General features: G+C 36.8%; 24 protein-coding genes and 1 pseudogene. 6 read left to right on the plus strand and 19 right to left on the minus strand.

Annotated elements, in window-relative coordinates:
- Positions 1-38: 38 nt before the first annotated feature.
- The 7 genes and pseudogenes from IGI47_RS13625 to rlmH all read right to left on the minus strand — a co-directional run.
- Positions 39-158, minus strand: a pseudogene (locus IGI47_RS13625) (DUF1643 domain-containing protein); the annotation flags it as partial.
- 172 nt (positions 159-330) lie between these two features.
- Positions 331-630 (minus strand): 4'-phosphopantetheinyl transferase, encoded by a 300-nt coding sequence (locus IGI47_RS13630; protein WP_071854800.1) that lies wholly within the window; start codon positions 628-630, stop codon positions 331-333.
- A gap of 26 nt (positions 631-656) precedes the next feature.
- On the minus strand, positions 657-965 hold the full coding sequence (locus IGI47_RS13635) for a DUF960 domain-containing protein (protein WP_071854799.1): 309 nt from the start codon (positions 963-965) through the stop codon (positions 657-659).
- 107 nt (positions 966-1,072) lie between these two features.
- A complete protein-coding gene (locus IGI47_RS13640; protein WP_071854798.1) occupies positions 1,073-1,276 on the minus strand; it encodes a hypothetical protein in 204 nt (67 codons plus the stop codon).
- A gap of 248 nt (positions 1,277-1,524) precedes the next feature.
- On the minus strand, positions 1,525-1,947 hold the full coding sequence (locus tag IGI47_RS13645) for a hypothetical protein (RefSeq protein ID WP_438784516.1): 423 nt from the start codon (positions 1,945-1,947) through the stop codon (positions 1,525-1,527).
- Positions 1,944-3,089: a recombinase family protein gene (locus IGI47_RS13650; RefSeq protein WP_071854797.1), complete on the minus strand. Its 1,146-nt coding sequence runs from the start codon at positions 3,087-3,089 to the stop codon at positions 1,944-1,946. Before IGI47_RS13650 ends, IGI47_RS13645 begins: the two co-directional genes overlap by 4 nt.
- 109 nt (positions 3,090-3,198) lie before the next feature.
- Complete coding sequence (rlmH, locus tag IGI47_RS13655) at positions 3,199-3,678, minus strand: 23S rRNA (pseudouridine(1915)-N(3))-methyltransferase RlmH (RefSeq protein WP_311930390.1); 480 nt, start codon at positions 3,676-3,678, stop codon at positions 3,199-3,201.
- 427 nt (positions 3,679-4,105) lie between these two features.
- Between rlmH and IGI47_RS13660 the strand changes: the two genes are divergently transcribed.
- On the plus strand, positions 4,106-5,389 hold the full coding sequence (locus IGI47_RS13660) for a S1C family serine protease (RefSeq protein WP_311930392.1): 1,284 nt from the start codon (positions 4,106-4,108) through the stop codon (positions 5,387-5,389).
- Positions 5,390-5,494: 105 nt separating this feature from the next.
- Here IGI47_RS13660 and ytpR read toward each other — a convergent pair whose 3' ends face one another.
- The 4 genes from ytpR to pepA form a co-directional block, all read right to left on the minus strand.
- Positions 5,495-6,112: a YtpR family tRNA-binding protein gene (gene ytpR / locus IGI47_RS13665; RefSeq protein ID WP_311930393.1), complete on the minus strand. Its 618-nt coding sequence runs from the start codon at positions 6,110-6,112 to the stop codon at positions 5,495-5,497.
- 340 nt (positions 6,113-6,452) lie between these two features.
- Positions 6,453-6,917, minus strand: coding sequence for a universal stress protein (locus IGI47_RS13670; RefSeq protein ID WP_311930394.1), 465 nt, complete (start codon positions 6,915-6,917; stop codon positions 6,453-6,455).
- 21 nt (positions 6,918-6,938) lie between these two features.
- Entirely contained in the window at positions 6,939-7,259 is a 321-nt protein-coding gene (locus IGI47_RS13675; RefSeq protein WP_438784517.1) for a thioredoxin family protein, read from the minus strand.
- A 433-nt stretch (positions 7,260-7,692) separates the two neighbouring features.
- Positions 7,693-8,772, minus strand: coding sequence for a glutamyl aminopeptidase (gene pepA / locus IGI47_RS13680; RefSeq protein ID WP_311930396.1), 1,080 nt, complete (start codon positions 8,770-8,772; stop codon positions 7,693-7,695).
- A 197-nt stretch (positions 8,773-8,969) separates the two neighbouring features.
- Between pepA and IGI47_RS13685 the strand changes: the two genes are divergently transcribed.
- Together IGI47_RS13685 and IGI47_RS13690 are read left to right on the plus strand one after the other, a co-directional pair.
- On the plus strand, positions 8,970-9,320 hold the full coding sequence (locus IGI47_RS13685) for a PepSY domain-containing protein (protein ID WP_104662162.1): 351 nt from the start codon (positions 8,970-8,972) through the stop codon (positions 9,318-9,320).
- Between the two features lie 180 nt (positions 9,321-9,500).
- A complete protein-coding gene (locus tag IGI47_RS13690; RefSeq protein ID WP_311930397.1) occupies positions 9,501-10,469 on the plus strand; it encodes a glycosyltransferase family 2 protein in 969 nt (322 codons plus the stop codon).
- Positions 10,470-10,778: 309 nt separating this feature from the next.
- Here IGI47_RS13690 and IGI47_RS13695 read toward each other — a convergent pair whose 3' ends face one another.
- The 6 genes from IGI47_RS13695 to IGI47_RS13720 form a co-directional block, all read right to left on the minus strand.
- Positions 10,779-12,236: an NAD-dependent succinate-semialdehyde dehydrogenase gene (locus IGI47_RS13695; RefSeq protein ID WP_438784518.1), complete on the minus strand. Its 1,458-nt coding sequence runs from the start codon at positions 12,234-12,236 to the stop codon at positions 10,779-10,781.
- A gap of 706 nt (positions 12,237-12,942) precedes the next feature.
- Positions 12,943-13,251 (minus strand): hypothetical protein, encoded by a 309-nt coding sequence (locus IGI47_RS13700; RefSeq protein WP_311930399.1) that lies wholly within the window; start codon positions 13,249-13,251, stop codon positions 12,943-12,945.
- A gap of 343 nt (positions 13,252-13,594) precedes the next feature.
- Positions 13,595-14,899, minus strand: a complete 1,305-nt coding sequence (locus tag IGI47_RS13705; protein ID WP_438784525.1) for a glycosyltransferase family 2 protein — start codon at positions 14,897-14,899, stop codon at positions 13,595-13,597.
- Positions 14,899-15,408 (minus strand): hypothetical protein, encoded by a 510-nt coding sequence (locus tag IGI47_RS13710; RefSeq protein WP_311930400.1) that lies wholly within the window; start codon positions 15,406-15,408, stop codon positions 14,899-14,901. Before IGI47_RS13710 ends, IGI47_RS13705 begins: the two co-directional genes overlap by 1 nt.
- Before the next feature lie 207 nt (positions 15,409-15,615).
- Entirely contained in the window at positions 15,616-17,271 is a 1,656-nt protein-coding gene (locus IGI47_RS13715; protein WP_438784519.1) for an FAD-dependent oxidoreductase, read from the minus strand.
- Positions 17,272-17,583, minus strand: coding sequence for a rhodanese-like domain-containing protein (locus IGI47_RS13720; protein WP_311930402.1), 312 nt, complete (start codon positions 17,581-17,583; stop codon positions 17,272-17,274).
- A 166-nt stretch (positions 17,584-17,749) separates the two neighbouring features.
- Between IGI47_RS13720 and IGI47_RS13725 the strand changes: the two genes are divergently transcribed.
- The gene (locus tag IGI47_RS13725) at positions 17,750-18,010 is read left to right on the plus strand and encodes a metal-sensitive transcriptional regulator (RefSeq protein WP_081133835.1); all 261 of its coding nucleotides are present in this window, start codon (positions 17,750-17,752) and stop codon (positions 18,008-18,010) included.
- 11 nt (positions 18,011-18,021) lie between these two features.
- Positions 18,022-18,321 (plus strand): DsrE family protein, encoded by a 300-nt coding sequence (locus IGI47_RS13730; RefSeq protein WP_438784520.1) that lies wholly within the window; start codon positions 18,022-18,024, stop codon positions 18,319-18,321.
- A 54-nt stretch (positions 18,322-18,375) separates the two neighbouring features.
- On the opposite strand, the gene IGI47_RS13735 is transcribed toward IGI47_RS13730, so the two are convergent.
- Together IGI47_RS13735 and IGI47_RS13740 are read right to left on the minus strand one after the other, a co-directional pair.
- Entirely contained in the window at positions 18,376-18,936 is a 561-nt protein-coding gene (locus IGI47_RS13735) for a CDP-alcohol phosphatidyltransferase family protein (RefSeq protein WP_438784521.1), read from the minus strand.
- 89 nt (positions 18,937-19,025) lie between these two features.
- Positions 19,026-20,927: an endonuclease MutS2 gene (locus IGI47_RS13740; RefSeq protein ID WP_438784522.1), complete on the minus strand. Its 1,902-nt coding sequence runs from the start codon at positions 20,925-20,927 to the stop codon at positions 19,026-19,028.
- A gap of 410 nt (positions 20,928-21,337) precedes the next feature.
- Here IGI47_RS13740 and IGI47_RS13745 point away from each other — a divergent pair, with 410 nt between their 5' ends.
- Positions 21,338-21,721: a DUF1093 domain-containing protein gene (locus IGI47_RS13745; RefSeq protein WP_438784523.1), complete on the plus strand. Its 384-nt coding sequence runs from the start codon at positions 21,338-21,340 to the stop codon at positions 21,719-21,721.
- Positions 21,722-21,903 lie beyond the last annotated feature (182 nt).

Consider the following 21,903-nt stretch of genomic DNA (forward strand, 5'->3'; position numbering starts at 1 on the left):
CTTTTAATATGTTCACACGTATTTCTTTCGCGATACCATAATTTTTCTTCCTCTTCTTTTCCTTTGATTGTCCATTGTCGTTTGAAAACATAGCGATGAGTATGATGAGGGTCTCGCCAAACCTCTGTTTGTGTGGTCACTAATTCTTTTTCAATCATGTCTCTTCTCCTAAGCAAATTTTTGTTCGATTAATTCAATAATAATTGTGGTCGCAAGTGTCAACACCAATTTAAAATACTTCATCTTCCTTCTCCTTTTTTCTTCAGAATTTGATGAATCGCTGTAAGGATATCTTCTAAACATTTCGCAATCATTCTCAAATAATCGATCTTATTCATTGGTTCCTCCAATCTGACTCCAAACCAAACGTCCTTCTGTCAGTAACCCACGAACAAATTCTCGCTGGCTGGTAATATCTGTAATGAAATAAACCACGTAGTCTTTCCCATCTTCTGGTGCGCAATAAATATAAAGATGTGTCATTACTAAACGTGGTAGAGTAACATCTTTAGGAAGCGTACCCATTTCTATTTCCTCTTTTTCCATCGTAACGGATTCATAGCCCCACTCTTCAGAAGTAGTGACTAGCTGTGCACACTTTTCCAGTACTTCGATAGCCGTTTCTAACAAGTCATTTCGCTCCTTTCTTTTAGATACTAGTATTCTTCTGGTAATAACATCGTTTGATACTCACCCGAATCAATGACCCATATTTTTTGAGACACTGATTTCAAACAAAGCTTAGGTGAAATCAGATACTCTTTTCTTTCTTCCGGTTCTTCTTGACGATGAACCAACTTTTGATTTCCTTTTTCCGTAGAAAATTCAAAAATTTGAAGATAGTCTAAAGGAAGTTGCTTTTGAACGTTTTGATCGATTAGATTCCAACATAAAGCTTGGAATTCCACCGGTAAACTGTCCATTACTCCCTTTGTGACATAACGTTGTCCTTTATTTTGAAACATTTCTTTTCCCTCCTTTGCTATAAAAATAGCCCAATCTTCTATAAAGAAGATTGGACTTCATGGATATAATATATAATTCAAATTATATTTATTTCAGATAACTAATACTACCGGAAATGCCATAGAATAACGTCAATATTTCTAGGTGTCCAGCTGTAAGTTTTAAAAATTTTATTTAAATGATTTGCTTTTTTACGATAGATATCAATTAAATATACTGCATCTTCTATCTTCAAATTTTGTGGATTCATTTGTTTTATTTTTTCATCAGTTTTAAATTCTTCAGTTTTTAATAACGCTCGAACAACCATTTCATCCACCGTACCAAAGTAGCTTGGAAATAATAACGCTAGTAATCCTGATGCACCAAGTCCGTTGATTTAGTATATATACAAAAATATCCTTTCAGATTAATGTTTCGTTGACTCTATTTCATCCGATCTAGAAATTATAGCATCAAAAATAGTCCAATCATCTTTATTGGATGATTGAACTTCAAAACTGTAATAATATATCTATAAATTATATTTATCTCATTAACATAATGGTAATAAAAGCCCTAATTTCCCTTTCTAGATTTGAGAGGTAGTTCATTGAATTTTTCTAATTCAAAAATCATAGCTTTTTTATCAGGTATCAATTCACCTTCCAATTGATATCTCATTTCTTCTTTCCATTTATCTTTCATTAATGATCTCAAAATATTTCTAAGTGCTCCATACTGCATCTTAATACTTCCTTTTTGTTGACTTTCAGATTTTGAAAAAGGAATAGATTTTAAAGAATTAGCTTTACAAGCTTGAATTGCAAAGATTTTATTTTCCCTATCTAGCAAAGGTCTTATATGAGTCGAATACCCTAGAGCTTCTGCAATCGACTTATCAAATGTTATAGAATTTTTATTAAGAGTCAACAAATAAATTCCAGTTGTTTCAACATTAATTACTTCAAAATTATAGTCATCAAAATTTAATTTATTCAATATACATTTTCTCCTTTCGATAATACATCAGCAATTTCTTTTTTTGTCCATTTTACATCAATTACTATAAATCCTTTAAATACACCTGATTTAATGGTAGAAATAAACGTTTTAGGTTTCTCAATATCTTTAGTAATCTTATTGTTTCTACTGTTATGTGGATTAGATAATAATTGTTGAACTAGATTCCACTCTTCTTCAGAAACAATCGCAGGTACTCCATTTTTAAGAAGATATTTTGGTTTTTCACCGCGATTAATTCTTGTTTTATGCGTAAAACAGTCAACTGTATATGTTTTTTGCATAATTACCAAACCATAATACTTCTCGTTTCTCAATATACGATAAATTGAGGAAGATTTCCACTTCCTACCCATTGCTGTAGGAATATCTGCCTCATTTAATAAGTTAGCTATATCAATAGCACAAACGCCTTCAATAAAATTCCTATAGATAAATCGAACAACCTCTGCTTCTGATTCTTCAATGACTACTTTTCCAAATTTATCTTTTTTATAACCCAATAGATTATGTGTGGGAATAATGGCTAATCCTTTTTTAAATCTCTCAACAATAGACCACAATATTGCTTCACTTTTTTGTTCACTTTCAGCTTGTGCTACTGCACTAGTAAAAAGTAACAATGTTTCTGTAGCTAAATCTAATGTATTCAAATTTAAATCTTCAATTAATACTCCTACTGGGTTAGGCAATGTTCGTAATTCTCTAGTGACTGTTATAAAATCAACTGTATTTCTTGAAAAACGACTAATACTTTTTACAATAATTAAATCGATTTTACCTAAACGACAATCTTCTAGCATTCGATTAAATTCTTCTCTTTTTTTGATTGTAGTTCCGGAAACACCTCTATCAGCATAAATGTCTACAAGTTCCCATTCAGGATTTAATAAGACTTTTTCCTTATAGGTTTGAATTTGTAACTCAAAACTTCCTGATTGTGCCTCAGCATAAGTACTTACCCGACAATATGCAGCTACTCTTTTTTTTCTGATATCAGAATTAGTAACCTTAGCAGGAATAATTTCTACTTCTCGAGTATTATTAAACGCCTCCTGTATCTTCTTCTGTTGTTTGGTTATTCGCTTCCCCTTTCTCAAATAGACATTTTTTTTATCCACAAATTTCACATCCTGAATTAATAAATCTACACTTTGATTATATTACGGTATCATCGCAATACCAAGAAAAATCATATTAATTATAATGAATTTATTCGAAAAAATATCATTATTTGTGGTACGGAGCCCCCACATTGATCCGAAAGGCACGATAGATTTGTTCGACGAGTATTAGTCGCATCAGTTGGTGTGGATAAGTCATTTTTCCAAAGGAGATTTGGGTGTTGCTTCTTTTCATTACTGCCTCGCTTAGGCCTAATGAACCACCGATGACAAAAACAAGGTGACTTTTTCCTTGGATGCCTAATTGATTGATTTGCTTGGCAAATGCTTCACTAGTGGGATTTTTTCCTTCAATAGCTAAGGCATAGACGTACTCTTGTTCTTTTATTTTACTTAAGATCCGTGCTCCTTCTTTTTCCTTCACTTGGCGCATCTGGGCATCGCTTAGATTTTCTGGTGCTTTTTCATCGGGTACTTCGATTAATTCAATTTTGGCATAGGCCTGTAATCTTTTAACATATTCCTGAATTCCTTGGATCAGGTACTTTTCTTTCAATTTCCCGACTGAAATTATTTTGATATTCACATTCTCGTACTCCTCTATTTGATTTCTTCTTACATTATAATAGAATTTCGTTCCGGATAGGACATGGAATGACAGATTTATTTTTATAAAGATTCCCACATAGTTATACACAACATCCACAGGTTTATCCACAGAAAAAGAGGTGTTCGTTGCTTATTTTATAAGTATTTCTTAAGCAAACATATGTTTCTCACAGATTTATCCACCTTATACACATATTGTGGATAAAAAATACTCTTGTTTTTCCGCAGTTTATCCCGTGTTTTTTACACATATCTTGTGGAAAAGTATTTTTTTATTTTTTTCATCTGAAATCAATGATTTTTCCTAAGCTTTTTCATAAAAAGTTCATAGTCTCAAAGTAGACTAAATTTAACAAATAGGTCTATACTTAAATAAAAGAAAATAATAATTGGAGGCAGGCCACATGGATAGAAAAGATGTGACATCAAAAATGAAAAAGAAAAACAATGGTCTTTGGCGCAAACTTGGACTAGGTTTAGTCGGTGGTGTAATTGGAGGATTGTTAACAGCGGGTATTTTTTATGCTGCATTAGGAAACGGTCACTCCAATACGAGTACTGGGGGTAACCAGAATTCCGCAGGTGAAACTGTCGTAGAAAATGTCAAAGTGAATGTAGATTCAGATATTACTAGTGCTGTAGATAAAGTACAAGATGCGGTAGTTTCCGTTATCAACTTGCAAAGTCAAAATCAATCGAACGATTTTGGCAAACTATTTGGGCAACAGCAACAAAGTACTGAAGATAGTGATCTAGAGGCTTCGAGTGAAGGGAGTGGCGTGATCTACAAAAAAGAGGGCAACACTTCATATATCGTAACAAATAACCACGTAGTTGATGGGCAACAAGGATTAGAAGTTTTGCTCAAAGATGGGACAAAAGTCAAAGCAGAATTAGTTGGAACTGATGCTTATTCTGATTTAGCTGTATTGAAGATCCAATCAGATAAAGTCGATAAAGTTGCTTCATTTGGCGACTCTAGTGCTTTAAAAGTTGGTGAACCTGCGATTGCAATTGGTTCTCCTTTAGGTTCCGAATATGCCAATTCAGTGACATCAGGTATCGTTTCTTCTTTGAACCGACAAGTGACAAGTACAAATGAATCCAACGAAACTGTAAATATCAATGCGATCCAAACAGATGCTGCAATCAATCCTGGTAACTCAGGTGGTCCACTGATCAACATTGAAGGACAAGTGATTGGGATCAACTCAAGTAAAATCGCTACTACTTCTGAATCTTCATCTGGCGTAAGCGTTGAAGGTATGGGCTTTGCAATTCCAAGTAATGATGTAGTCAATATCATCAACCAACTTGAAAAAGATGGTAAAGTGACACGTCCTGCATTAGGAATTACGATGTACGATTTATCTTATGTTTCAACGCAACAAAAAGAACAAGTCTTGAAGATTCCTTCTTCAGTCACAAATGGTGTGATCGTGGCAAGTGTCCAACCAGCAACACCTGCTGAAAAAGCTGGTTTGAAACAATATGATGTAATTACTAAAATCGACGACACAGAAGTTTCATCTGGTGTTGAGTTGCAATCAGCTCTTTATAAGAAAAAAGTTGGTGACACAGTAAAAATCACTTATTACCAAGAAAAAGATGAAAAAACTGCTACAGTTGAATTGACGATCGATCAATCTGCATTAAAACAAAACCAATCATCGAATTCAGGAAACTGATTCCATTAACTATAGAAACTATCGTCTTCCCCAAAACGAAAAAACCTCCCAAAGAAATCATCATTTTCTTGGGAGGTTTTTTCATATCAAAAATTATTTTTTATGTTAAACACTGCAGGTCTTTAAGAAATCTTCCCCTATCACTGCATCTGCTGGCAATACCAATATGCCCTTCTTTTCTGGGGCATTTGGCAACTGCAATTCTTTCGCAGAACAGATCATGCCAAAACTTTCTACCCCACGTAAAGTACCTGGCCAAATCATCATTCCATCAGGCATCATCGCACCTGGTTTCGCTACAACAACTTTTTGTCCAGCTTCGATATTTGGTGCTCCACAAACGATTTGCAATGTTTCACTATCGCTTACTTGTGTTTCCGTGATTGATAAATGATCTGAGTCAGGATGTGGGACACAAGTTTTAACATAGCCGACAACGATTTTAGGCTCATTATCTTCAACGAGTGTTTCCGTGAAGCCTGCTTCTTTTACTAATCGGTTCAATTCGGCTAATTGTTCTTTCGTTACTTCAACTTGTCCGTTTCCTTCAATAACGAGGTGGTCGGAAAGATGGAAAAAATTCCAGGCAACGATTTGTCCTGATTCATCCTTTACCTGTGCGACATTTCCTTTACGGATAACGCTATTTTCCGTTCCTTTATCATCGGCTATGATCACCATCAAAGTATCACCGACATGTGCTTTATTGTAAGCAAAAATCATGTTTTTTCCTCCAGTATCATTTGCTGTCACTTATCTTAACAAAAATTGTTGATCGATGCATGAGATTTTTTTCATCCAAAAAATAAGACCTGTTTGCCATATGTTATAGTATTTTCTGATTCCAAAAAAAATAAAGGGGTATGACGAAATCCTTGTCACACACTCTTTTGCGGATAAACGGCGTTCCAGAAGTAGCCTTTTCAAGAAATCAGCCAAAATTCCACAAACATTGCAGAAACAATTTTTGGAATTTTCTCCTTATTTCTTGAATCTAGCCACTTCTGTCCCAGCCTCTTAAAAATTCAGATAAACAATGCGCTAACACGCTTTTTGCATGTTCTTATTCTTTTGTTGCTGCTGCTTCATCTGAAACGATCAAGACGTCACAAGGTGCTCGACGAATGACATAGCTTGCCACACTTCCAGTCATAAAGCGTTCAACTGCATTTAGACCTGATTGTCCTACCATGATCAAATCGATTTTATATTTTTTAGGTAAATTGATTGCCATTGTTTCTCTGACCGAACCGTAGGCAATGATTCCTTCGATATCTTGATAATCAACGGTTTTCCCGTAATCTTTGCAGTCTTCAATCATTTGTTTTGCTGCTTCTGTTTGTTGATCCACTACTGTTTGATCGATTGGGGCATATCCCATAAAATTATAAAATTGTTGATCGATCACATTCACTACGTATACAGTACCTCGATTTCTTCGAGCAACTTCGACCGCTTTTTTAAACGCTAAAAGTGCTTGTTCACTACCATCGATACCGACTAAAATATTTTGATATTCTTGTTCCATCTTGATCCCTCCTAGCAGATGTTAACCCTCAATCACACGATTTAAGAAATCCTCGACTTCTTGTTTTGTTTTTCTGTCTTTGTTTACCAGACGGCCTAATTCTTTTCCGTCTTGGATGACGACAAAACTTGGAATTCCAAAAATGCTCCATTCAGAGGCCACATCTATGTATTTGTCACGATCAACTTCAATAAAATTCCATCCAGAAAAATCATTTTCGATCTCTGGAATCTGCGGTTTGATAAAGCGACAATCACCACACCAATCTGCAGTAAAGAAAAAGATATTATTTCCTTTTTCCACATAACTAGCTAATTCTTCTAAACCCTCAGGAATAATCATCTGTTTACCTCTTTTCTTTTTCTTACATCTAGATTATACACCTTTATCCAAAACTGACCAACCCAAAGCCTAAATTGCGAAAAATGTGTTCAGCTCCTACAAAAATAGCCTTAACGATCCTAAAAACATAAAAAGCTATGTTCGGATTGTTAAGGCTTATTTTCTAAGAGATATGGAATAGACTCGGTATGTTTGAGCGTGGGACAAAAGTAAGAAACATTTTTGTCTCATACTTTAAAAATGAATAAACGGTGGGAGCAGAAGCAACTCCTTCTTAAATAAGCCAAAATTCACAAAAATTTGAAAAGCAATTTTCATTAATTTCTTCTTATTTCTCGGAGTTAAACACTTCTGTCTCAGCCTCTAAGGTTCCCTAGAGTATCGTTAAAAATAAATATTTCAGCAATACGTTACTTTCCATTTTTCTTATATTTTATTTTCCATATACGATTGTATCAACAGTTGATTTGTCTAAGCCTTTTAATGTTTGGATCAGCATTTCTCTGGCTGCCTCAAAATCACGGATGCTGAACATCGTTTGATGTGTATGGATGTAACGTCCTACAACACCGATCACTGTACTTGGGATTCCCTCATTTTGAGTATGTGCCGCACCTGCGTCAGTTCCGCCTTTTGAAACAAAGTATTGATAAGGAATATGATTCGTTTCAGCAACATCCAATAAATACTCACGTAGACGAGGTAACATAATCAAACCTGGATCTTGGATACGCATCAATGTCCCTTCCCCTAAATGACCAAAAGTGCCATTCTTTGTTCTTGTATCGTCCGCTGCTGAACAATCAACTGCAAAGAAAAGATCTGGTTTGAATTTGTTGACAGAAACTTTAGAGCCACGTAAGCCCACTTCTTCCTGTACATTTGCTCCAGCGATCAAAGTATGCCCTAGTGTTTCATTTTGCAATGCTTCCAAAGCTTCTAAGACCATTGTACAGCCGTAACGATTATCCCAAGATTTACTGATGATATTTTTTCCATTGGCTGTTTTGACTGTTTCTGCATAAGGAACGATCGTATCACCAGGTAATACGCCAAAGCTCATTGCTTCTTCACGTGACTCAAAGCCCGCATCGAATAAAATATCTGTGACTTCAACTGCTTTTTGGCCACTTGTACCGCGTAATAAATGTGGTGGTACAGAGGAAGAAATACATGGATAATTTTCTCCTGTTGACGTTTTTAACGTAAAACGTTGGGCAGAAACGACGTAAGGATTCCATCCGCCTAAAGGTACGACTTTAAATAAGCCATTTTCTTGGATCTGGGTCAACATGAAGCCAACTTCATCCATATGTGCCGCAACCATTACGCGCGGAGCATCCGCATCATCATGGTGACGTAAACCAAAGATCCCACCTAGCCCGTCTTGTTGTAATTCATCCACTAAAGGCTCCATGTGTGCACCCATATACTCCCGGATATCTTGCTCAAAACCACTTGTTCCTTGAAGTTCTGTTAGTTCTTTGATACGTTGAAATGTTTTTTCGTCCATATAAAGTTCGTCTAAAATTCAGACTATGCTCCTCTCAAACTTATTGTTGATTGACGCAAACCTTAGCGATTTTAGCCAATCACTTGGATTTATTATAACTTATTTTCACAAGTAGTGGTTATTTATTTCAAAGAAAAACCCATAGTATGGTAGAATAAACACAAAGAAGCTATTGGATATAAAAGGAGGTAAGACGTATGTATGAAGAAAGCGAACTAAGCTATTTTAAAAGCGGTCTTGCTGTGGGAATCGGACTTGGATTGTTAAGCGGTGTTGCTTCAACTATTTGGTATCATCGAAAAAAGACCTTATCTGCGGATGAAGTCTTGCATCAAATCAAAGAATCATTTTTAAAAGAAGGCTCTATTGAAGGTTCCTGGATTTCCTTTGAAAAAGAACCTACTCGAAAATTTGCGATCCATTCGAAGGCATATCGAGGTGGTATATCACGAATCGAAGATGGTGAAGTTGTCTACTATGAATTCTTAGCAGATGCCTACACAGGTACTGTTTTAGATATTACACGAAAAAAAAGTGAATTTGCTTAACTGTATAGAATTGATTCCTTATCCCTTCTCTGAAAAAACATCTTCGTTTTTTCGTAGGGATTTCTTTATGAAGTGCGCTAAAAAAGAAGTTAATTTTCTCTAGGAATACTAGTATTTACGAAAATGATACGGTATTCTTAAAAGGAAAATGTGTTTTCGATGATTTAAGGAGAGTGAAAAATGGAACAACAAGAAAAAATTGCTGTTCTAATTCCTTGTTACAATGAAGAAGCAACGATTTCGACTGTCATTGCAGACTTTAAACGAGAATTACCACAAGCAGACATTTATGTATATGACAATAATTCGACAGACAACACGTATGATCTAGCTCTAGAGTGTGGTGCAATCGTTAAAAAAGAGCCTCGCCAAGGAAAAGGAAATGTGATTCGGCAAATGTTTTTTGATATTGAAGCAGATTATTATCTAATGGTCGATGGTGATGATACCTATCCAGCAGAAGCGGCCCATGAGTTACTCGATCAACTTCGTTCAGGCAGAGCGGATATGGTCATTGGTGACCGACTGTCAAACGGTACGTATTTTGATGAAAACAAGCGTCCTTTCCATGATTTCGGTAATAATCTAGTTAAAAATACGATCACGCAACTGTATAAAACGAAAATACGCGATGTCATGACTGGCTATCGTGGATTTAATCGGATTTTTGTCAAAAGCTTTCCTATCATGAGTTCTGGTTTCCAAATCGAAACGGAACTAACGATCCATGCATTAGATAAAAAATTCAAGTTAGTAGAAATCCCTATTGATTATCGCGATCGTCCAGAAGGAAGTGAATCAAAGTTAAATACTTTTTCCGATGGCTTTAAAGTGATCATGATGATCATCAAAATGTGTAAAGATTACAAACCGCTGATGTTCTTTGGGATCTGGACACTTTTCTTCTTTTTATTTGGTCTATTCACTGGGATACCTGTTCTTCGTGAATATATGTTGACCCACTTCATCACACGGGTACCTTCGGCTATTTTGAGTACTGGATTGATGATACTGGCTTTACTTTCACTAGTTACCGGGCTGATTTTAGACACCGTAGTAACAAACGCAAAAAAAGAATACGAATTGAATCTTTATCATATTTATCATGAATATCAAAAAGAATTGATGGACAGCAAGACTCAGAAATAAGTATCCGATTACAAGAACCCCCCCCCAAAAAAAACACTTCTTGATTTTTTGGGGTTTTGTTTTTTTAGTACAACTAATGCGTACACCAGTTATTTGAAAAAAGAGGGTGAGACAAAAGTGTTTCGCATCAAGAAATAAGAAGGCATTTTCAAAAATTGCTTCTCAAATTTTTGGTACATTCCGGCTTATTTTTCGAAGATGCGACGTTTGTCTCCCCGTTTCTCCGTTTTTTAGAGAGACGAGAAGAGGCTGAGACACGTTTTGTCCCAGCCTCTTCTAATCTTCTTATTTTTTCTATTTACTATAACTTTATTTAGCCGTCCGAATCGTCACAAATTTTACTTCAATATACTCTTCAACTCCATAGGTTCCATTCTCACGACCGAATCCTGAGTGTTTGACACCTCCAAAAGGCGTAGCAGAGTTAGATATTGCTGTATCATTTACTCCCACCATGCCATACTGAAGTTGACTGCTGACATGATCGACTGTGTGGATATTGCTCGAAAAAAAGTAAGAAGCCAGGCCAAAAATCGTATCATTGGCATCCTTGATTACTTGATCTTCCTCTTCAAATGTAATCAGTGGAATGACCGGTCCAAACGTTTCTTCATAAAAGATCGCCATTTCTTTTGTTACACCGTCTAAAACAGTTGGTTCAAAGAAAAAGCCGTTCGCATACTCGCCTTCTGTCAAACGCTTTCCACCACAAAGAATCTGTGCTCCTTTATCAACTGCATCCTTCAGTTGTTCTTCGATTTTCTCGATTCCTTCTTCATTGATCAGCGGACCTGTTGTTGGGTCGTCTAACCCGTTACCTACAGATACACCTTTCATCTTTTCCATGATAAGGTCGGTCGTTTTTTGTTTAATCTCTTTATGGATAAAGATTCGATTAGGTGACGTACATACTTGTCCATTGTTGATAAATTTAGTTTTGATCAACATCTCTGTCGCTAATTCTAGATCCGCATCCGGAAAAATAATAAATGGTGCATGCCCACCAAGTTCCATTGAAACTTTTTTCAATGTTGGAGCCGCTTGCTCATTTAAGATTTGACCCACTTCAGTTGAACCAGTAAAAGTGATTTTTTGAATATCATCAGATTCTGATAAGATCTTACCAATCGTTGAAGAATCCCCCATTACGATATTGACGACTCCTTCAGGGAATCCGGCTTGATCAAATAATTCCATTAGTGCCAGTGCTGAAAGAGGTGTCGCTTTTGCGGGTTTTAAAATCACCGTACAGCCCGCTGCGATTGCTGGCGATATTTTCCGAATGATCATATTAGAAGGAAAATTCCAAGGAGTAATTGCTCCTACTACTCCGACTGGCTGTTTTCGGACTTGCCACTGATTAGTAGCTGGTGAAGGAACGATGTCCCCTAAAATACGCTGTCCTTCTGCGGCATTCCACCGAAGATTTTCCACATTCGTTTGGATTTCCGCTGCTGCTTGACTTAACGGTTTTCCTTGTTCCATCGTCATGATTTTTGCCAATCGTTCACTGTCATGTTCTATTAGATCTGCCATCTTATTCATTAATTTTGCTCGTTCTGCAGGAGAAGTCTGTGACCAACCTTCAAACGCTTGATTAGCCGATTGAATCGCTTCTTTCGTTTCTTTTGCTCCGCCCTTTTGAACAGTAGCTAATCTCTCCCCAGTTGCAGGATTCTTAACCTCAAAAGTACCTTCCGATCCTTCCAGCCATTTGCCGTTGATATAAAGATGAGTTTCGACTTTTGGTAAATCTACTTTTGCCATGTGTCAGTTTCCTCCTTCTTATTCGGTACAATCCAACCCTAACACGGAAAAAAGCAAAGCTCAAAACATATGCATAAAGGTTGTGAAAAGCGCGGTTTGACCTGAGCGATAAGGATAAAACTTTCAAAACGGCTCTCCATTTCTTGATATTTTTGCGTTGTTGCCGAAGGACACCTCTTTGAACACCGTGGATAAAGATTGTGAAAACTCCGTCCGGATCTGAGTAAATAAGAATAACATTTTTAAAATAGTTGCTCATATTCAAAATCATCCATAGCTGTTTTTTAAAGTGGCTAATTCTATAAGATATAATTGATTTACTGATTATATACCCCAGAGTTTTGGAAGTATCCATTCTCACAAATGGAAAAAATTTTTCGATTGGCTTTGACGATCATCCAATACAAAGAGTTATTCCAACACTGGTACATAAAAAAACAATTAGCTGCGCTCCAATAAAAACATTCTATGTATAAAAACTATAGTTAGTGAAAAACAGGTCAAACTATTATTTGAATCTTTAATTTATCCACTGTTTCAGCTTACAAATAGAACTATTACGAATACATAAACATAAAAAAATAAGCAAATCAGTCCCTCGTATATCGATCTTTTAAAGAGGCTTTCACCTCGTTTTGTTTTATTTTTGAGACTGTTGCTTATTTTATAGACGAACCGACGCATTCCCTTTTTTATACTTCTGCACTTACGTACTCCTTTTACTTAACCATTTCAGAGCTTCTTTATCAAATAACTGTTTTTGGATCGTCTTGCTGATGTAATAAATCCATACCTCACTTTTTTCTATGGTAAAAGCAAGACGGTAACTTGTCTTTTCTAGAGTGATTTTTAACTCATATACTGGAAGTCTTTTCGCATTTCTGATTGGCTTGATCCGATAGAACTGATGGTCTAGATTGTCTTCCACTTTATTAAAAATCTTTTTTTGATAGAAGGACTGTTTATCTTCAGAAAATATCCCTAATGCATTTTTATCGATCTTAATCTGAAACATCTTTCTGCTCTCCTTTTGCTTATTTATCCTGATTGGCATGCTTTTTTCCTTACAAAAAACAAATCTCGCACATCTATTATTATAAGATATAAACAAAAATTTTTTAATGGGGTTGAGACAAACATGTTTCGCATCAAGAAATAAGAAGGCATTTTTCGAAAATTGCTTCTCAAATTTTTGGTACATTCCGGCTTATTTTTCGAAGATGCTACGTTTGTCTCACCCTTTATTGGTTTTTAGAGAGACTAGAAGAGACCGAGACAAGTTTTGTCCCAGTCTCACTAAAAAAGCTGTAGACGAAAATATACTTCGCCTGCAGCTAAGATGACAATGGCTTTCGATCTTACTCGCTTTTTCGCTCTGGACTTTTCCATGTCCCACTGCCATAACCTAAAATAGTTTTAACAGCTGGGATAAACGTCGTAACGATCGTAATCGCATTGACCATCCAAAAAAGAAGCATGTATAAAGGAGCAAACAATAAATATTTTAGTTTTTTCCCCTGATCATCTACTAAAAGAGAAGCTACCAATTGGAACGTACCAGAAATCATTTCAAAACAAACAAAAACGAAACTGATTGTCAGCGTTCGATAGATTCGTTCTACGTCTCCTTGATAAATATAGGTACCCATCATAACAAGAAAGACGATGAAAGAAAAGCAGAAGAAAAGCGACCACAAAATACTCAATGTTTGGTCAACAAACATCATCGTTCTGCCCAAATTATCAAATGGATGAAACAGCACTTTTTTAAAGTTCGTCAACCAGACTTCTGTCCCTCCCTTTGCCCAACGCTTTCGTTGCCGATAGAGCATCGTCAACGTTGTCGGGACTTCCATAAAGAAGATGATCATTGGTGCAAAAATGGAGATCCATCCATTCAATTGATGATCCCAAGCAATGCTGATGTCTTCAGTAGCACGGTCTTGCCGAAAACCTCCCACATCAATCAATGCATCTTTACGGTACATCGTATTGGCTCCACTATAAGCATAGAGACCGCCAAAAACAGCGGATTGCGTTCGTTTGATGATACCGACAATACTGGAAAATTCTACTGTTTGTGATTTACCTAATAGAGAAGTCCGATTTTTTACGTCCATATTAGCAGTGACAGCAGAGATATTTCTTCCCCCAGGCTGTATAAAATAATTAACGTATCGAGACAGCGCATCTGGCTCCGGAACAGTATCCGCATCGTTGCTCAAAATCAGACGTCCTTTAGCAAATGCCATCCCAATATCAAAAGCATGTGCTTTTCCTTTATTCTTATCGATCCGAATGACACGTAATTTCGGATATTTTTTTTGTAAACGTGCAAGAATCGCTGGAGTCTGGTCTGTTGAACCATCGTCAGTAACCAACACCTCATAATTTCCATAGTTGATGTTCGTCATCAGATAATTGATCGTATCTTCGATCACTACTTCTTCATTATGAGCTGGAACCATGATCGTGATTAATAGTTCGATTTCAGCAGGGATCTCTGCCCAATCGATATGTTTGTATTTAAATAAGAACGTATAGCACAGCACCCCAATAAACCAAGCAAAACTCCCTAATATAGGGTAGGAGACGAGCAGATAATAAATGATCGTTGCGGATTGGTTAAATAATTCACTACCAGAGTGGATAATAGGAGTCATCATAAACCTACCCCCTCTTTTTCATAGAGGTTTTTGATCAAATCTTTCTCAAGATTCTGTTCCTCAGAAACTACATAATAACAAACAGCTTCTCTTTCTTCCTTTGGGCCAAATCGCTGTGTATATTCTTTTTCTAAAACTCCCTGACGTTTTTCCAATTTTTGTTCGTCATACATTTTTTCGCTTCGCAGCATTTTCTTGTATCTTCGATTATTCCAACGTGTCATCAAAAGAAAGACAACTATAAATACGACAAAGACAATCGATAATAAGAGGAGTAGGAAATAAAACGTTTGCCTTTCTTCCGAAAAATAATGTATTCGAAGCCCTTCTCCTTTTATGGACGTATTGATCGACAGCCCCACCCATATAAACGGAAAAACCACTGCCCCCCAACCAATGATTGCAATGATTGTTTGCTTTAATTTTAACCAATTATTCCCCTTTGAGAAGTACTTGTCCTTTATTAACAGGTTTGCGACATCTTCTCTTTTCACTTTTTTTTCCATTTCCGCCTCCTTTTATCATCTACATCTTTCGATCAGTTTCTCAAACTTTGCTCATGAATAAAAAACGTTTACACTATCATAGTAACTTGCAGTACAAAAGATGTATCTTACTTTGATTTCTCGTTAATAAAAACTTAATAAATTAAAAGAATAAATATTATAATAGTAGTTTTTTATAACGTTTTCTTCTTTTTAGGGTGCCTAGAATTATTCATGCGGATATATCAACTCATTGGGTCGTACTGCCTGGTATAGAGCAAATGCGCCGTCTAAATTTTGAACTTTGAAACCGGCTTGTTTTAAGATACGTTCAGCTAGATAGCTTCTTAGACCACTATGGCAACTTACGATGTATTCTTGATTCTTGTCTAATTCACTCAAGCGACAACGCAACTCATGCAAAGGAATATTTGTAGCATTCGGAAATGCGCCATTGGCTAATTCACCTTCATTTCGCACATCCAATAATACTTTTCCATTGGCCAAAACTTCTGGTAATTCATACCATTGGATTGGCTCACTTAATCCTTCTGCAACATTCATAGCTACATAACCTAACATGTTCACCGGATCTTTTGCTGAACCGAAGGGTGGCGCATAAGTCAATTCTAATTCCGGTAAATCAAAAATGGTTAAATTTCCTTTGATTGTAGTAGCCAGAACATCTACTCTTTTATCCACGCCTTTTTCACCGATTCCTTGTGCTCCGTAGATTTCACCAGTTTTTGGATCAAAGATCAATTTCAAAAGAAGATCAGATGCGTCTGGATAATAACTTGCATGATCCTTTCCTGAGACATGGATAACTGAATAAGACAGACCTGCTTGTTTAGCTGCTCGTTCATTTAATCCTGTAGAAGCTGCAGTCAGATCAAATACGCGTAAGATTGCCGTACCGATACTTCCTTGGTTCTTTCGTGCAGTGCCAGCGATATTATCTGCTACTTGACGTCCTTGACGATTGGCTGGGGAGGCCAACGAAATTAATGCGTCTTCACCTGTGATTTGTTGTTTGACGATGATTGCATCGCCTACTGCATAAATAGCAGGATCACTCGTTTGATAATATTCATCAACGAGAATACCGCCTTTGATTCCAGTTTCTAGACCGGCTTGTTTTGCCAATGTACTGTCAGGAGCTACTCCTACAGATAAAATCGTCAGTTCGGAAGGAATAGCCGTACCATCTGCTAAACGCAATAACTGGCCTTCCTCTTCAAAAGCGATGACCGCTTGATTCGTTTTGACTGTTACACCTTTTTCTTCTAATTCTACATGAACGAATGCAGCCATTTCTTCATCTAAGGTCGGCAAAATATGTGGCGCACTCTCCACAACTGTTACTTCAAGTCCTCGTTTGGTCAAATTTTCTGCCATCTCAAGCCCAATAAATCCTGCACCGACAACTACTGCTTGTTTTGGTTGGGTATCAAGGACGTGCATTATCTTATCAATGTCTGGTACATTTCTAACGGTGAAGACATTTTTCGCTTCCGACAGACCAGCAATAGGTGGGACAAACGGTTTTGCTCCTGGAGAAAGCAAAAGTACGTCATATGATTCCATTGTCCGTATTCCATCATGCTGTACTTCGACTTTTTTCTCATCCGTTAAAATAGCTGTGACTTCATGATTGGGACGGACATCAAGTTGAAAACGAGCAGCTAACGTTTCAGGAGTTTGGACTAAAAGTTTTTCACGTTCGTCAATTTCCCCCGAAACATAATAGGGCAGTCCACAATTGGCAAATGAAACAAATGGTCCTTTCTCAAAAACGATAATCTCTGCATCTTCTTTTAAGCGACATAATCTAGTTGCCGCAGACATTCCCCCTGCTACGCCACCAATAATCACTACTTTCATTTACTTACCTCCTATTGTTTTATCCAACCATTGATTCATACCGCCACGTACATTGATCGCCTGATAGCCCATTTTTTTCAATTCTTTCGTTGCCTGCTTGCTTCGCATGCCTGACTGACAGATCACATAAACAGGTTTTTCCTGATCTCCTTTAAAACTAGTGATTTTTTGCAATGGTACATTTTTGGCTTGTCGAATATGCCCACCTCGGTATTCATTTGGTGTTCTCACATCGATCAGTTGAATAGAGCTCGTTAGTTTTCCTTTTAGTTCAGCAATTGTAATAGATTTTATCGTTTGGAACAACATCATTTTTATGCACCTCGTTTAATTTTTAAAATACCTCATAGGGTATATTCAACACAATATCCTTATATTTGTCAACCATTCAATGCTTAAATTTAAAAATCAGCTTATTTATTTACAAATCATACCTATGTAGGGTATTATCCAAATAGAACAATGAGGAGGATTCAAGATGGAGATCGATAACAAAAACATTATGAATCGTTTGAAGCGCACGGAAGGACAAATACGCGGGATCCAAAAAATGATCGACGAGAATAAAGAATGTATGGACGTTATTACGCAATTGAGCGCTGTTCGTTCTAGCATTGATCGTGTCATGGGAATGATCGTTGCCGAAAATCTTAAGGATTGCTTGGAACATCCCGAAAATAGTCCAGAGGAGCAAGCAAAAAAAATGGAACAAGCAATCAATATGATCATCAAAAAGTAAGGAGCAAAACAATGAAAGTTGTCTTTCACATCGATGAAATAACAAAATGGCTCGAAACGAAGCAGAACGTTAAAAATCTACTAAAAGCAGCCCCGAAAACAGAGATCATCGTTACTGTTAATGGTCACGGAATAACAGGCTATCTTGATGACCAAAATGCGGATTTCCTCGCATTAACAGACGTAACATTCCATGCTTGTGCGAATGGAATCAGCGAAAAAAACTTACCTGAACAAGTGATTGTCGTACCAGCGGGAGTTTTAGATTTGATTGAATTACAAGAAAAAGGTTTTGCTTATATCAAGCCATAACTAAAAAAACAGCTTGGACTAAGAAGGGGAATCTTCTTAGTCCAAGCTGTTTTTTTAATCAACGACTGATTTTAACAATTTTCGGTAAGTACCTATATACAATACAAATGATTGTAACAAACAATAGATGATCACACCAAATATCCAGTTTACCCATCTGCCAGTTAGTTGAGGAAAGAGCAACAAAATTGCTATTCCTGCATATATAACAGCGGTCGCTAGTTTTCCATACCATTTTGCACCATCTAATTTGACATGATGTCTGAGGCCGACGATTCCAGCTACCAACATAAAGCCTTCTTTAACAATAAATAGACCTAATACGAGAAAAATCAGTGGACGTTGCCAGGCCATGGATAAAATCAAAAATAATTGAGTCAATTTATCAGCCACAGGGTCAAGGATTTTTCCTAATTCCGTGATTTGATTGAAACGGCGAGCAATAAAACCGTCTAAAAAATCAGTAAGACCTGAAATAGCGATGATCACGCCAGCTAAATAAAAAGAATGTTGCGCGACAAGATAAAAATAAAAAGGTAATAACACAACACGAAAAAGAGATAATAGGTTGGGGATCGTTCGTATTTCTTTACGCCAATTGGATAGTTGCTTCATCTTTTACAGCCCCTTAAATAGACTTTAGTCTATTCTAACCTAACAAAATAGATGTGCCAATTTTTACCTTGCCGCTGGATATCCGTATTTTACGTTTGTCGCTGATTTTTCTGACGTTCACGCGCTTCTTTAGCTAATTGTTTGTGGGCTTTTTTTGAACCACGTTCGATATCCCTCTGCCATTTTCTCGTTTTGAAATCTATAAATAGACTGTCCAGATCATAATTTTCTGGGTACAATTCTTCTGCGCGCCTTTTTAGAGTCACACGAGAACGTGGGACTTCGATTTTTTCACTGTCCAAGTAAAAGATCAATTTGTCTTCTCCTTGATCTTCAAAAATCAGACCTTCTTTTTGATGGATGGTCGAGAATACTCGATCCCCTTTTGAAAATCGTTCCAATTTTTCTTTCACGTTTTCCTTCTGGACGAGCGTTTGGAATGCTTTTTTCTTTGTTTGATAGGCCTTATTGTGGATATGATGTTGTGCTTGTTGAATAAGCTCTGGAGACATCTCCATTTTTTGGGCGATCCACAGCGCTTGGCTTTCGCCAGTTTCACCAACTCGCAGAAGAGACTTCGGTTTCAATTTTTCTCGGTCAAATGCCATAGCCGCAGGAATAAAGTCTTCATGGTCTTTGGCAAACTTTTTGATTTCCCCATAATGCGTAGTTGCAACAACCAAAGCGCCTTTTTCATACATTGCTTCCATGATAGCCACCGCCAAAGCTGCCCCTTCATTTGGCTCTGTCCCACTACCGATCTCATCTAGTAAAACCAGCGTATTCCTTTTGATTTTACCTAAAATTGCTGAGATATTGTGCATATGACCAGAGAACGTACTCAAGGCATTTTCAATATTCTGTTGATCGCCGATATCGACAAAAACACCATCAAAGACTGCTAACTCTGTACCTTCATCTGCTGGTACTTGCAACCCGAACATTGCCATGAGGGTAAGTAGTCCCACAGTTTTCAAAACAACTGTTTTTCCACCGGCATTCGCGCCAGTGATCACTAACCCACGGTAATCTTTCCCCAATTCAAAATCCAATGGGACAGCCTTTCCTGTCAACAAAGGGTGTCTTCCCTGTTTAATGTTGATATATTCCGATTTATTGACGAGAGGCGTGACACCTTTGATTTCCCGACTATACTTTGCCCGAGCAAAAAGAATATCTAAACGTGTGACAGTCTCAATGATCAAATCAATTGCATATTCTTTCTCAGCCAATGCGCCAGTCAAAGCTGCCAACACTTGGTACTCTTCTGCAATTTCTTCTGCTTTCAGTAGTTGGTAGTGCCCACTTGCTTTTTCGACAGCTGTCGGTTCAATAAATACAGTTGTTCCTTTGTTGGATTGCTCGATGATACTTCCAGGTATCTTGTTTTTGTAACTTGCCTTGATTGGGATCGTGTAATGGTCTCCTTTTTGGACAATCATCGTTTCTTGGATCATTTCTTTATTAGCGGGATGCCGCAAAAATTTCAACAAGCGATCTTGGATTTCTTTTTCTGTCACTTGCAACTGTTTTCGAACTTTTCGCAACTGTCGCGAAGCATCATCACTTACCTTTTGATTTTTGATTTTTTGATAGATAAGCTCTTCGATTTCAACTAGATCAGGCATATTTTTGCTATATGCATACAATAGCGGTGTCTGATAACAATTTTTTTCAAAGAATTTCGTAATCAACCGACTACTTCTTAAAAAGTCAGCATACTCGATCAATTCTGAGGGAGTCAAAACCAAGCCTTTTTTCACTTGCGCTGTTAATGCATCGATCCTCGTCAATCCCATGAATGGAACATGCTGATTACTTTCTAAGATGAGCCTTGCTTCTTTCGTTTCTGTTTGTCGGGTTCGAACAGTTTGCAGATTTGTTTGGATAGTCATTTCATCAATTCGTTCTTTACTGTGATTCCCGATAGCTCGTTTTTTGACTTCACTTTTAATTTCTTCAAATTGTAATTTATTGAGTGTATCTTTCATATTCTCTCCTTTATTGAAGAGATACCTGTCCCAAATAAATAAGACCTAGCAATAAAATAAAAGAACAGGACAGCCACTTAAATAAGACATGTCCCGTCCTTGTTGAATACAAACTATTGGTTTTGACAGGTATCATCTATACGCACGCCAAATAAGCTTCATGCTTTATTGGCTATTCAACTGACTACGTTAGATACCTGCTACACTCATCAAAATACCTCATTCATCTAGGTTTTATTTATTTTCACCACAACTATATCAACTTTATTTTTGCCTGTCAACTAATACAAGAAATCGCTTTTACCAAACAAAAAAATTTGTTTGTTCAACTAACAAAATTGTTACCTGTTTCGCTTTCCTTTATTTGACATTTAATAGATAATAAGAAAAAACGAAAAGAGTGTGAATCAATGAAAAAAATAATTACTGTAATCGTCCTTTTGCTATTAGCCTTCGGTGGATATAAAGGGTATAAATATTATGAAGAAACCTATAAAAGTGAAACAGCCTACGCAAAAATACCGGAAACAGTTCCACCACTAAAAGATACACTGGATAATCAAGGAAAAAAAGTGGATAACTTAAAGTCTTATGACTATCAATTGACCTTTGTCACTGAGAGTGGTCAAAAAATTGACATATCCTACGCCGTTTCCTCTGAAAAACCACAGCCTTTAAAACCAAACTCTTACATCACGGCTGAAGTAAGTAAAAAACGAATAACAAAGGGACCATCTGCGATTGAAGAATCAAAAATCCCTAAGGATGTCTTGAATAAATTAACAAATAACTGATTTCTCAAATCAAATCTATTTGAATCAAGCAAAAGAGCAAATGATCAGAACCGATTCGTCGGCACCTGATTATTTACTCTTATTTTACCAAACTTTTTTATGAGGACTGACTTTTGGACGTCGTTTATTTGAGAGAGGCTGGCACAGAAGTGTTTAACTCCGAGAAATAAGAAGAAATGAAC

Origin of the sequence: Enterococcus sp. AZ191, assembly GCF_051713845.1 — a bacterium.
In the GTDB taxonomy this organism is placed as follows: domain Bacteria; phylum Bacillota; class Bacilli; order Lactobacillales; family Enterococcaceae; genus Enterococcus_B; species Enterococcus_B durans.